The organism is Desulforamulus profundi, assembly GCF_002607855.1.
The window spans coordinates 90,162-102,254 of sequence record NZ_AWQQ01000017.1 but is presented as its reverse complement, the minus strand read 5'-3'; the positions used below and the strand labels follow the sequence as shown (position 1 = coordinate 102,254).

At 47.4% G+C, this 12,093-nt stretch carries 14 protein-coding genes, 1 tRNA gene and 5 pseudogenes; 11 read left to right on the top strand and 9 right to left on the bottom strand.

The window, feature by feature from the left end:
- Positions 1-91 precede the first annotated feature (91 nt).
- From P378_RS02165 to P378_RS02150, 4 genes and pseudogenes are all read right to left on the bottom strand, one after another.
- Positions 92-445 carry a CGGC domain-containing protein gene (locus P378_RS02165; protein WP_099082113.1) on the bottom strand — a complete coding sequence of 118 codons (354 nt, stop codon included), beginning with the start codon at positions 443-445 and terminating at the stop codon, positions 92-94.
- An 83-nt stretch (positions 446-528) separates the two neighbouring features.
- Positions 529-1,682: pseudogene (locus tag P378_RS02160) on the bottom strand (MFS transporter).
- 204 nt (positions 1,683-1,886) lie between these two features.
- A complete protein-coding gene (locus P378_RS02155) occupies positions 1,887-2,723 on the bottom strand; it encodes a DegV family protein (protein WP_099082112.1) in 837 nt (278 codons plus the stop codon).
- A gap of 20 nt (positions 2,724-2,743) precedes the next feature.
- On the bottom strand, positions 2,744-4,357 hold the full coding sequence (locus P378_RS02150) for a DAK2 domain-containing protein (RefSeq protein WP_099082111.1): 1,614 nt from the start codon (positions 4,355-4,357) through the stop codon (positions 2,744-2,746).
- A 718-nt stretch (positions 4,358-5,075) separates the two neighbouring features.
- On the opposite strand from P378_RS02150, the pseudogene tmk (P378_RS02140) reads away from it, so the two are divergent.
- The 6 genes and pseudogenes from tmk (P378_RS02140) to P378_RS02120 all read left to right on the top strand — a co-directional run bounded on the left by tmk (P378_RS02140) (position 5,076) and on the right by P378_RS02120 (position 8,602).
- A pseudogene (tmk, locus tag P378_RS02140) lies at positions 5,076-5,818 on the top strand (dTMP kinase).
- Positions 5,819-6,538: a dTMP kinase gene (gene tmk / locus P378_RS02135; RefSeq protein ID WP_099082109.1), complete on the top strand. Its 720-nt coding sequence runs from the start codon at positions 5,819-5,821 to the stop codon at positions 6,536-6,538.
- Entirely contained in the window at positions 6,528-7,304 is a 777-nt protein-coding gene (locus P378_RS02130) for an HD domain-containing protein (protein WP_143338390.1), read from the top strand. The genes tmk (P378_RS02135) and P378_RS02130 overlap by 11 nt, the downstream gene beginning before the upstream one ends.
- Before the next feature lie 277 nt (positions 7,305-7,581).
- Positions 7,582-8,051, top strand: a pseudogene (locus P378_RS23300) (exodeoxyribonuclease III); the annotation flags it as partial.
- A gap of 29 nt (positions 8,052-8,080) precedes the next feature.
- Entirely contained in the window at positions 8,081-8,371 is a 291-nt protein-coding gene (locus P378_RS20620) for an endonuclease/exonuclease/phosphatase family protein (protein ID WP_238472770.1), read from the top strand.
- A 154-nt stretch (positions 8,372-8,525) separates the two neighbouring features.
- Positions 8,526-8,602: transfer RNA gene (locus P378_RS02120), tRNA-Pro, on the top strand.
- 42 nt (positions 8,603-8,644) lie between these two features.
- Here the strand turns inward: P378_RS02120 and P378_RS23295 are convergent.
- Positions 8,645-8,791, bottom strand: a complete 147-nt coding sequence (locus P378_RS23295; RefSeq protein ID WP_338013802.1) for a hypothetical protein — start codon at positions 8,789-8,791, stop codon at positions 8,645-8,647.
- A 137-nt stretch (positions 8,792-8,928) separates the two neighbouring features.
- A pseudogene (locus P378_RS23905) lies at positions 8,929-9,012 on the bottom strand (DUF1653 domain-containing protein); the annotation flags it as partial.
- A 183-nt stretch (positions 9,013-9,195) separates the two neighbouring features.
- Here P378_RS23905 and P378_RS02110 point away from each other — a divergent pair.
- The gene (locus tag P378_RS02110) at positions 9,196-9,636 is read left to right on the top strand and encodes a hypothetical protein (protein ID WP_099082107.1); all 441 of its coding nucleotides are present in this window, start codon (positions 9,196-9,198) and stop codon (positions 9,634-9,636) included.
- A gap of 32 nt (positions 9,637-9,668) precedes the next feature.
- Here the strand turns inward: P378_RS02110 and P378_RS19275 are convergent, their stop codons facing one another.
- Together P378_RS19275 and P378_RS02105 are read right to left on the bottom strand one after the other, a co-directional pair.
- Positions 9,669-9,827, bottom strand: coding sequence for a hypothetical protein (locus tag P378_RS19275; RefSeq protein ID WP_180260934.1), 159 nt, complete (start codon positions 9,825-9,827; stop codon positions 9,669-9,671).
- Positions 9,828-9,831: 4 nt separating this feature from the next.
- Complete coding sequence (locus P378_RS02105) at positions 9,832-10,356, bottom strand: hypothetical protein (protein ID WP_099082106.1); 525 nt, start codon at positions 10,354-10,356, stop codon at positions 9,832-9,834.
- Between the two features lie 121 nt (positions 10,357-10,477).
- Here P378_RS02105 and P378_RS20615 point away from each other — a divergent pair.
- The 4 genes and pseudogenes from P378_RS20615 to P378_RS02090 all read left to right on the top strand — a co-directional run.
- Positions 10,478-10,600: pseudogene (locus tag P378_RS20615) on the top strand (peroxiredoxin); the annotation flags it as partial.
- A 126-nt stretch (positions 10,601-10,726) separates the two neighbouring features.
- On the top strand, positions 10,727-10,909 hold the full coding sequence (locus P378_RS02095; protein WP_099082105.1) for a hypothetical protein: 183 nt from the start codon (positions 10,727-10,729) through the stop codon (positions 10,907-10,909).
- Between the two features lie 229 nt (positions 10,910-11,138).
- Entirely contained in the window at positions 11,139-11,291 is a 153-nt protein-coding gene (locus P378_RS19265; protein WP_180260932.1) for a hypothetical protein, read from the top strand.
- Between the two features lie 118 nt (positions 11,292-11,409).
- On the top strand, positions 11,410-11,595 hold the full coding sequence (locus tag P378_RS02090) for an SHOCT domain-containing protein (protein WP_238472769.1): 186 nt from the start codon (positions 11,410-11,412) through the stop codon (positions 11,593-11,595).
- Between the two features lie 314 nt (positions 11,596-11,909).
- Here the strand turns inward: P378_RS02090 and P378_RS22695 are convergent, their stop codons facing one another.
- The gene (locus P378_RS22695; protein WP_274378626.1) at positions 11,910-12,071 is read right to left on the bottom strand and encodes an FAD-linked oxidase C-terminal domain-containing protein; all 162 of its coding nucleotides are present in this window, start codon (positions 12,069-12,071) and stop codon (positions 11,910-11,912) included.
- Between the last annotated feature and the right edge of the window lie 22 nt (positions 12,072-12,093).

Here is a 12,093-nt window from a genome sequence, read left to right as displayed (position 1 = left end):
TCACTGGGCTACTCCCCTTTAACTAAAGTTTATCTTATGTTAACAAGGTTGTCAATAGGTGCAGGCCTTAGACCTGCACCTATGCTTTACCCTAGTAATTGTGGGTACCGATAACCACTTCACTGAACTTGGTTTCCAGTTTCTTTTTAATCCCTTCCAGGTCAATGGGACAGCCGGCGGTTTGCACAGCTTTTACCATGCAGGTGCCGATATGCACGGCATCAATGTCCCGCTCCAGGTAGTCTGCCATTTCCGATAAAAGCTGGGCCCTGGGCATTACCAGACCGGGGCAGTCCCCACAGTTGGTCATGGCCACAATTTTAACCTCGCCCTCATGACGGCCAAATTCCCCGTCCTTTAACTCCGCGGCCTTAAAGCATTTGAGGCAGGCCACACAGCTGACATCTCGAATCTTTTTACAGGTAAAGATGGCAACTCTTTTCATAAGACACCTCCGTTAAGTATTCACAGGAGATATTCTCTGCCCAGGGGAAAAAACCTGCTTCATGTTCGATAATAAAATATTTTTTAATTACCATAGGAGCATTTTGCCAAACGCCAGCGCCTGGCCAGCCACAGGGTAGCCAGCAGCGCCAGAGAACCCCCGGCGGTAAAAGCAGCGGTGGCGCCGAACCACCTGGCCACCGCCCCTGCCAGCATGCCTCCGACGGATGCCAAACCGATAAAGGACAAAGAGTAAACGCTCATGACACGGCCCCGCAGCTCATCCGGCACCTGCATCTGGATAATGCTGTTAACGGAGGCGCTCAGGCTCACCATACTCCACCCGGCTCCCATCAGCAACACCGCCGATGGCCAATACCACTGCATTTGGCCCAGTAAAATTTGAAACAGGGATAACCCTACAGCACCGGCCCAGAGAAATTTTGTCTGGTTGCCATGGTTGCTGAAAAGCACCAGAACAATGGCCCCGGTCAGAGAGCCGATCCCCAGGGAGGATACCAGGACCCCAAAGCCTCGGGCCCCTGGCCCAGAACATTGCGGGCAAAGACGGGGACCAACACGCCAAAGTTCATAGCCGAAACGCTGACGGCAGCAAGAAGCGCCATCGGGATTAAAACGGAGGGAGTCATTTTTATATAGTTCATCCCGTCTTTAATCTGACCCAGCATATCCTTCTTTTGGGTCACGATAAGCCTTTTTTCAATGGTCATGGCCACCAGCCCCAAAATAACGAACAAGTAACTGACAGCATTCAGTAAAAAACAGGTGGTGGCGCCGTATCTGGCCAAAACGATTCCTCCCAGGGCAGGACCCAGCACCCTGGCGGCATTAAACATGGAAGAGTTTAAAGCAATGGCATTGCTTAAATTTTCACGTCCCACCATTTCCACCAGAAAGGCCTGCCTGGCCGGAATGTCCACGGCATGCAGGATTCCCATGAGGGAGCTGATAGAAACAATATGCCAGTACCGGAGGACATGGCTGCCGCTCAGGACAGTTAAAAGAAAGGCCAAAACCATAAAACCCGTCTGCGTGCCGACGATTAACGTTCTTCTGGAAAAACGATCTGCAAACACCCCGGCCACCAGCGAAAAGAACAGGTTGGGTAAAAATTGAACAAAGGTTACCAGCCCCAGCAGGAAGGGTGAATTGGTCAATTCTAAGACCACCCAGGCCTGGGCCACATTTTGCACCCAGAATCCAATGACGGAGATCATTTGGCCGAAATAAAACAAGCGGAAATTCCGGTGTCTCAGGGCTGCCAGGGCAGAAGAACCGGTGATCCTGTTTATGAAATTATTTTTGCTGCAGCCCATCTTTACGCCTCCGCTTTTGTCTTTACGAACGGGATTCGTTTAACACTTTTGCCAAATGACCTCAATGCTAAAAAGCATAACAGCCTGGTTCAGGCTGTCAGCTTATTATAACGTATAATAAATAATTCCGCTAACCCCGGGGCCCACATGACTTCCGATCACTGGCCCGACATCCCCCAGCCAGATCTCACGGCAGTTCAGCCTTTCCATTGCCTTTTGGTGCAATGTTTCCCTGGTCTCCGGGTCGCTGCCGCCCAGGACGGCGCATACGATTTCAGCGTTCCCGGCGTCCTGGGCGGCAATCTGGATCATTCTTTCCAAACCTTTATTTTTACCCCGGACTTTCTCGTAGGGGTAAACAATCCCGTCCCTGACACCAAGGAGGGGTTTAATGTTTAGCAAAGAGCCGAGAAAAGCCTGGGCCTTCCCGATACGACCGCCCCGTTCCAGGTATTGTAGTGAATCAACCAGAAACAATATTTTCATTTTAGGAATTAAACCTTCAATTAAGGCCTTTATCTCTACACAGGATTTTCCTTCTGATGCTGCCCGGGACGCAGCCATCGCCATTAACCCGACACCCCAACTGGCGGATTGGGTATCAATGACTTCCACCTCGCCTTTCACCATGTTGGTAGCCAACCTGGCAGACTGGTAGGTGCCGCTGAACTGGTTGGATAAAGTCAGGCAGATCACCCGGGAACCGTCTGCGGTTAAAGTCTCAAAGACCTGGGCAAACTCGCCGGGCGAAGGTTGGGAAGTGCTGGCCAGATTCCCCTGCCGCAGCCGCTTATAAAATTGCTCCGGGGTAATATCGAAACCGTCACGGTAAATCTCCGGTCCAAAGAGTACCTTTAAGGGCACCCTGCTGATGCCGAACTGTTGGTATAACGCTTCGGGTAAATCTGCGGTGCTGTCTGTAACAATGCGTACCGGTGGCATAACATCACCTGCCTAAACCTTTACTCTGCGGAAAGAATAAACTGATATAGCGGCTGTCCACCGTAGTGCAGCTCAAATTCTATTTCAGGATAATGAACTTTTAATTGCTCCAGAATTTCTTCTGCCCGCTGACCCACATCCGCCCCGTAATACAGGGTCACCAGGGAATGATCTTCTGCCAGCATGCCGTCAAGCAGTTCTTTGACCACCCGGGTAAGGTCCTGACCCACAGCCACAATATTCCCTTCGGCAATGCCGATCAAATCACCCTGCTGAATGTTTAACCCGTTATGGACGGTCTCCCGAACCGCTCTGGTCACTTCCCCGGTTACAATGGACCGGGCAGCGCCGGACATCTGTTGAAAATTGTCTTCCAGGCTGCCGGTGGGGTTTTGCGCCAGCAGGGCGCTTAACCCCTGGGGAATGGTACGAGTGGGAACAACCTTTATCTCTTTGTCCTTCACCAGACTGGCCGCCTGTTCGGCAGCTAAAATAATGTTTTTGTTATTGGGCAGCAACAGCACACCCCGGGCAGGCACTCCCCGGATGGCCCGGACAATCTCTTCCGTGCTGGGGTTCATGGTTTGCCCGCCCATCACCACGGTGTCCGCACCCAGGCTGTTCATAATGTCAATAATGCCTTCTCCTGTGCCCACGGTAACGATACCGACTTCCTTTTCAGGAGAGGGTCCTTTTTTCAATTGTTGATGTTGTTCCTTCATGTTATGAATGGCCAGGTCATGAAGGGAACCGTAATTTAAACAGTTTTCCAGCACCAGCCCCGGGTGGTTGGAATGAATATGCACCTTGGCCACCCGATCGGAGCCAACCACCATTAGGCAGTCCCCGTAGGGGGCCAACTCGTGCCGCAAGGTATCTAAAGGAATATTGGAACCCTTCACCAGAAATTCTGTGCAATAGGTGAAGTGAATTTCGGTATCAAGTTCCCGGGTGAGTCCTTTGGAAGTCTTGCTTTCCTGCCGGGTGGTGAAATCCTTTAACAGGCTGAAATCTTCCGCCCTCTTTAAGACGTTAAGAATACCCTCCAAAATCACCACATAACCCCGGCCCCCGGCATCCACAACGCCCGCCTGTTTTAAAACCGGTAAAAGTTCAGGCGTCTCGCTCAGGGCTAACCGCGCTTCCCTGAGGGTAATAATCATGACCCTGAGCAAGTCATAATTGCGGAGAACAGCTGTTCTGGCAGCTTCGGCACTGCGCCGCATCACGGTGAGCATAGTCCCTTCCACCGGATTCATGACGGCCTGATAAGTAAATTTGGCTCCCTCTTCCAATGCTTCTACAACTTCTAAAGCATTGGCCCGGTCCTTACCCGCCAGTGCCCTGGCAAAACCACGCACCAGTTGGGAGAGGATCACGCCGGAATTGCCCCGGGCACCCATCAGACAAGCCTGGGCAGCCGCCTCAGCCACCTCACCGATATGGGTGGTCTCCAAATTCTGTATCTCTTTTGCCGCCGCCAGGAGTGTTAAATACATGTTATTGCCTGTATCCCCGTCGGGAACCGGAAAAACATTCAGGGCATCTATTTCAGATTTATACCGGGCCAGTAAATTTGTACTACCCAGAATCATTTTTTTCAATCCTTGTCCGTCAAATGAATATAAACTCACGGGGGGGCCTCCTAAGATAAAGCTTTGTTTTTATTATCCAACCTTTAAATTTTATAACCTCAGGGTAATATAAAAAGCTCCAATTTAATAAATTCTCGCTCTATCCAAACTTTCCTCCCAGTAGCAATAAAATCATGTTGAAGACCAGGCCATAACAATTTTTTGGTAGGGGAATTAATCTTCTGAAATAATTTCTCTTTTTTACCAACCGGGGCAATGGCAGGAAGTATGACCGCTGCGTCGAAACTATAAAATACCACATCTTGGAGATTGTGATATAAAAAAGGAACCTGTGCCAAATTTTATGGTTAATACAACTTAATTATACAGTCCATACAACCAAGGAGGTTTGAAGCAGTTACTAAATAGCTATTTAAATCTGCTAAAAAAGCAATAAAACAGGAGGTGAAAAAACCTGTTTCTTGCAGTTTCACAGTTGTAATTAATCACAAAGACTGCTAGAATAATGATGTAAATATTTCCATGTCGCAAAGACACGCTGTGAAAGTCGGGCATGGAATACTATCAATCCAGGTGGAGGTAACACCTTCTCCGGGCAGTACGTTTGCTTTAGGCAGCGGCGGGGAACCCTGCGGGGTGATCCACCGGAACATAAGCGAGAGCTTATGGCCTAGCAGTTGAATCCTGTGATACTGCCTCTCGTTAGTCGGCGGGAGAGAAACCTAAATAAATCTGGATTATCCTGTGTATATCAGATATGTTTAGTTTTCAGAAACCAGGAGACACAGTGAGAAGTCGTGAATTAGGCGGCTATAATGGAAGGTTAATCATTGTAGAGGGGTGCGATGGGTCAGGTAAGAGCACCCAGCTATACCTGCTGAAACGATGGTTGGAAAAACAGCACTATCCGGTTTTCTATACCGAGTGGAACTCCTCGGAACTGGTCAAAAAGTCCACCAAAAAGGCAAAAAACAGAATCTGTTGACGCCTACGACCTTTAGCCTTATTCATGCAAGTGATTTTACAGACCGTTACGAAAAATTTATTTTGCCACACCTGCGGGCAGGGTATTTGGTTTTGGCCGACCGCTATGTCTATACCGCCTTTGCCAGAGATATTGCCCGGGGTTGCGATCCGGAGTGGGTACGCAATATATACGGCTTTGCACTTCGGCCCGATCTGGCCTTTTACTTTCAAGCCCCGCTGGAAGTATCCATCGGCCGTATTCTTACAGGTCGCGCCGAACTAAAATACCACGAGGCAGGCATGGATTTGGGATTAAGCAGTGACCCGGTCAAAAGCTTCCAGCTATTCCAAGGCATTATCAAGCAGCAGTATGATACGATAGCAGAGTCAGAGGGTTTTGTGGTGATGGATGCCACCCGCAGCATCGAAGAGCAGCAGCATTTAATGAGAGAAATTGTCAGCCGAATGCTCAGGGAATATCACCCGCCGGCCTACGGGAAATACCTTAGTTGTAAAGTGCAGGGGGAATCATAGATGGTTCGGGAACTTCAGTTTTACGGGAAAGGACTGCCTTACTTAAAGAATAAGCATTACCCCGGCAAGTTAATTGTTATCGAGGGGGCGGACTGTTCGGGACGTTCCTGGCAGGTCAATGCCTTAAAACGCTGGCTGGAGGACAATGGACATGCTGTACTGGATACCGGGCTAAGGCGCTCCGGACTGGTAGGTGGCGCCATTGACGAAGCCAAGCAGGGTAACACCCTGGGAAAAACCACCCTAAGCTTACTTTATGCAACGGATTTTGCTGATCAACTGGAAAACAAAATTCTCCCGGCCCTCTCCGCAGGATTTGTGGTTTTGGCCGACCGCTATATTTTCACCCTAATGGCCAGGGATCGGGTGCGCGGAGCTTCCACGGACTGGCAGCGCAAACTCTTTGGTTTTGCACCGATACCGGATATAATCTTTTACCTGCAAGTGGATCCCCAAGTATTACTGTACCGTTCCTTTGAAAAGTACGGTACCCTGGACTATTGGGAGTCCGGTATGGACATTTGCCTGTCCGAGGATCGATTTGAAAGCTTCCAAATCTATCAGAGCTTACTGGCCAGGCAGTTTGACCAAATGGCCGAGGAGTATAATTTTATCATTGTGGATGGCCATGAAAGCCCCGAATGCATTCAGAAAAAGATACAGCGGGAGATTAAGCGCAATTTTGATTACAGTGGAGGTGTTCAACTAATTGCTCAGTGATATGTTTTATCTAGAGATGGTGCTGGCACTGGGGGAGAAATATCATTATGATTCCTTCCATGCCAAAACTGTGGACCGGCTGGCAACAACCATTTTTGAAAAACTAAGAGATTTGCACCAATTGGGCGAAGAAGAATTAAATCTCCTCCGTCACGGTGCGTTGCTGCATGACCTGGGCATACAGATCTCAACGAAAAAGCATCACAAACATGCTGCCTACTTGGTGATGAATGATCAGCAGTTAGAAGGGTATCCCAAAAAGGAAAGGCAGTTGCTGGCCTTATTGGTTCGCAACCACCGTAAGGATGTCAAGCTGGAGGATGAAGACCTTTCCCGTTATGGATGGGAAGTGCTTCCCAAGTTGATTGCCATCCTCAGGATCGCCGATGCTCTGGATTACTTCCACCGTGGTGAGACTGTAGTTCGAGATGTATACATTGAAGGGAATCGTTGCCTCTTCAAAATTGATGGTGTTAATTTGGATGCACTGAATGATCATTTGAAAAAGAAAGCTGCCTTTTTTAAGGAAGCCTTTGGCCTCAAAGCGGTATTTGTTAACGACCAACAGGAAGCAGTCCCTTCTGTGGAAGCGGTAGAAATAGCAGCAAAGGAAATAGATATAGAAAACCAACTTTCTGAATATGATAGTGGTATAACAGAGGTGAAAGCCGAAAATACCACTCGTGAGGGAGAACTACCGGAGCAACTGGCAAGTGTAGATGCAACTGAACAGGCAAAGGAAGTAAAAGAACCGGTAATTGATTAGGTAACTGACCATGAGTGAGGTTTCGGAACCGGAGAGGAGTGAATACCTCAAGATGTGGTTGGTTTTCTGCTTGTTTTTTATCCTGGCCTGGTGTGTTAGAGCAGTATTGACAGATGTAAAAGAATTTTAGTCAGGATTGAGTTTGCGGTACTCCCGCAATTTTTTTATGTCATTAAAGGGGTTATAATTTTTAGGAGGCTTTCATTTGCGGGAAGGTTATTAAGGAAGCAGCAGAGAAGTATTTTCGTAATGAAAATAAACAAGGACGGAACCTCTTATGAATTTTAAAGTTGCCACCTTTAACGTAAACTCCATTCGCAGCCGGAAGGAAATACTGCTGGAATGGCTGAAGGAAAATAAACCGGATGTCATCTGCCTCCAGGAAACCAAGGTAATGGATGCGGATTTCCCAGAAGAGTATTTCAAGCAAGACGGCTATCATGCCTCTACAAAGGGCAAAAATCCTATAACGGAGTTGCCATCTTGAGCCCCCACCCAATGGTGCTGTTAAATAGCCACCTGGGAGCCTTTACCGATGCGGGAGAAGCCCGTTTGCTGGCCGTGTCTGTCAAAGGGATTCCCGTCATCAACACCTACATCCCTCAGGGACAGTCCCCGGACAGTGAAAAATTTAAATACAAGATTACCTGGATCAAAGCCCTGCGGGACTATTTCCAGCGCAACTTCCGCCCGGATCATCCCGTCCTCTGGATGGGCGACTTTAATGTCGCCCCGGAACCAAAGGATGTACACCATCCAAGCAGCTGCTGGGCAAAGTGGGCTTTCACCCGGAAGAACACCAGGCCCTGCAATATGTCAAAGAGTGGGGCTTCCAGGACGTATTCCGCCTGCACCAACCAGACGGCGGCCAATTCACTTTCTGGGACTACCGCATCCCCAAAGGACTGGAACGAAACCTCGGCTGGCGCATCGACCACATCTGGGCCACCGCCCCCCTGGCAAAGTGTTCAACCAAAGCCTGGATCGACATCGAACCAAGGCGCAAAGAAAAGCCGTCCGACCACACCTTTATCGTAGCGAAATTTGACTTACCGTCCGAACTATAATTTTAAACATTGCTTTTTTCGATGAGCTATTACCTCCCTAAGCCAAAACGGGAATATTAAAATATGTTAATTTGTCTGTTGACTTTTGATTTTGCATTAGCTATAATAACATTTGTCGACAGGGCAAGCCGCCCTGAAAGACAAGTGTATAGATCGGGGCGTAGCTCAGTTTGGGAGAGCGCTACCTTGGGGTGGTAGAGGTCGCAGGTTCAACTCCTGTCGCTCCGACCAGTAAGGGATCCTTGAAAAACAAGGGTTCTTTTTTATTTGTCGTTATTTAGGGGCAAATTTTACCTGTAATGTCCTTAACCGGTTCACTGCTGCAGATAATTCAAACTTGCGGGGAAGGGCTAAGTCGCCCGGGTGCTTGCCGAAGCGGGGCGAAAAGTAAAACCTGAGGATGGCCGGGGGCGTCCACAAAAAGCAACCCGCTCTTGCCGGAACCCCTTTTATTAACAGTGTTCTTTTGTATGATCGCTACTGTTTCCCTGGCCAGAAAATCTTCCAGGGCCACCCACCGGGAAGCATTCGTACATGCATGCCCTCACTAAAACCGTTTATTCGAGAAATTCAAACCGGTCCTTTAAATGCCCGTCTACTTCCACTTGCTGCGTAAACATTTCCAAAGGTCTTACCCGAAGATGTCCGTCCTTGTCACACCTTTTGTTTAATCACATCCGGCAGCGGGTAATCCATGGGGGCACCTCCTTGTTTTATAACCGAAATCAACAGCCCGAGGTTGTTTTTTTGTATGTTACTATGTATTATAAAAAACAATGGACAAAATAGGTAAGGAATTGTTTCTTACAAAAGGAGGAACTTTTATGAACACCGATGCCAAGATTAAAACAATTGAGCCCCTCGGCGGCAGCATTGGTACCATCAAACCAAGAAAGGCCAAAGAAACCATAGGAATTATTCTGGAACACCCGGATTTTGAAGTCCCCTATCAAGCCATTCATCCCAATAACCGGATTGCTGCGGCACATACCGGAAAATTTGAATATCGCTGGGAGTACAACAAAGAAGAGGACGCCTACCTGCTTTACCTGGCTTTTACCGACGGTGTGGGTTTTGTCATCAAATTTGCCAGCAACAAGGCCGGACAGATCCTGCAAAAACTGCAGGAGCTTAATACAAAGTCTCCCATGTTCGGTATGATTTTAAGGTTTAAGGAACACCACAGCCCGGACATCTTTGATGACTCCATTACCATGATCGGGCTGGAGTTTGACAAAGACCCCGCCGCAGGCTGGCCCCAATAAAGAAGGAAACCGGGATATTTCATCCCGGTTCATTATTTTTTCTTGCTTATATAAGGGGCCAGGATAATGAAAACAATGGCCATAAGAATGCTGTACACCCAGTCAATGTGTCCATAAAGGAGATGCTGGGCAACTGAACTGCCCACCAGCACGATGGAGCCGATGACGGCGCTTTGTTTATCAATTTTCATACGGCTACCTTCTGGTTTCTTCAATAAACAAATTATTTAAACGGGTCTTAGAAATGATGTGGTAGACACCGTCCTGGGCTTCGATCTGTCTGACCACACCGCTCTTGAAGGCTTGAAACTCCTGCACTTCTTTGTTCTGCTGCTCAAGGATATTGATTATTTCATTCACCCTTTGCTTTAACTGTTGAAACTGGGGGTGATCCCCCAGGGTCTCTGCCAGTTCATGGGTCAGCAATACCGTACTGGACATCAGTTTGGTGACTTCATCATCCCCGATATAGAGAAAGGTGCTGACGTCCGTCAGCTCTTTGCCCCGTTCTTTTACTTTAATGGTACCCTTTTCCTCCAGCTTGTCCAAAGCATCCACCACGATGTTGGGCAGCAGCAGGCCCATTTCATCGGCGATGTCAGCCACACTTTTCACACAAATACCGTCAACAGATTTATCACGAATAAAATTCCCCACCCTGGTCAGCAATCCCTTGGAAATTTTGCGGGGTTTGCAGCCACAGGCATTGTTTTCGGTCATTGGCAATACCCTCCTATAAAACCATCTTTCATAATTAAACCAAACAAACTTTTCGCTGTAAAGTTAAAACCATGATGTTTTGTCCAGTGTCAAATAATGATGCTGCTACGTACAATAAGATGAAATCATCCGGGTTATTCAGGGACTGCAGTTTGAGGCTGCCACCGGCCTGGGGGTGCCTGCGGGCTGGCAACCGGGTATGCCGGGCATTAAAAGGGATTTCAGCATGGTAGGCAGAGTTTAAAGGTGACACCAAGGCCTCTCCCGGGGAGGCTTTTCTACAATTATAAACAGAATTTAATGGATTAATAACAGAAGATTAATTGTAATGTCACATTATGTTGCTAAACTGCTCTTGGGAGGGGATAGTATGACCATATCATCCATGGAGCAGTTTATCAATGTTTTTGGCAGGCACCCGGTGTCCGTTTACCTGGAGGATCCTGAATTTTTTGCTTCCAGAGGCTTGAGTTATCCGGATGAATTTATCGATCATGTGCTGCTGTTGACGGAAACCTTTTGTAAGGTTTTTCGGGAGGAATGCCACCGATAAGTAAGTATAATGTAATAAACGGGTAATAAATAGTTCGTAACAGTGTATTATAATATAGGGTATAAACTTAGTTATTATTTGATAATGGAAGTTTGAAGCAGTTACTAAATAGCTATTTAAATCTGCTAAAAAAGCAATAAAACAGGAGGTGAAAAAACCTGTTTCTTGCGGTTTCACAGTTGTAATTAATCATAAAGACTGCTAGAATAACAATGATGTAAATATTTCCATGTCGCAAAGACACGCTGTGAAAGTCGGGCATGGAATACTATCAATCCAGGTGGAGGTAACACCTTCTCCGGGCAGTACGTTTGCTTTAGGCAGCGGCGGGGAACCCTGCGGGGTGATCCACCCGGAACATAAGCGAGAGCTTATGGCCTAGCAGTTGAATCCTGTGACACTGCCTCTCGTTAGTCGGCGGGAGAGAAAACTAAATGAATCTGGATTATCCTGTATAAATCAGATATGTTTAGCTTTCAGAAACCAGGTTACGGCATGGGATGGTTCGGTATGATCTTTATGATGCTCATCCACTTGCGCTGTTGGGTTTGGTAGTCTACTGGGCCGTCAATGCCGGTGTCAAAAATGCTCTCAGAGAAAACGCTCTAGACACCCTTAAATCCAGGCATGACAAAAACGAAATTACCTCTGACGAGTACAAAAAATCAAAAGAAGAAATGCGTTAGACTGTAAAAGATACCATCGTGCTTCACTGCAAATCCAAAGAACAGGCCGCAGGAGTGCTATAGCACCGTGGTAACTATAAATGAGCCTCAGAAACATGCCCAATGCATAACATATTTAAAGTTATGCAATGAATGTTAAAGACAAGAAAAAAGAAGGAAATTAGAATTATCACAAGAGAAAACCCCGGGTTTCCGGGGTTTTTCTATAACAAGGTTATTTATACTCTTCTATTTATTTTTACGGTAGTTTTTTTAAATGTTTTTTAAACATCCTGACAGGCGGAACTCCACCCGTTTTAGATGCATTACGATTTCTACTGGAGTACCAGTACTTTACCGGGGTTCATAATCCCGTTGGGGTCCAGGGCGTTTTTAATGGATCTCAGAACAGTAAGCTGGGCTTCGCTCATATGTTTGTTCATGGCTTCTGCCCGCTTGGCCCCGATACCGTGTTCGCCCGACAGGTTGCCGCCCAGTTCGTATAGACCACTTCATACA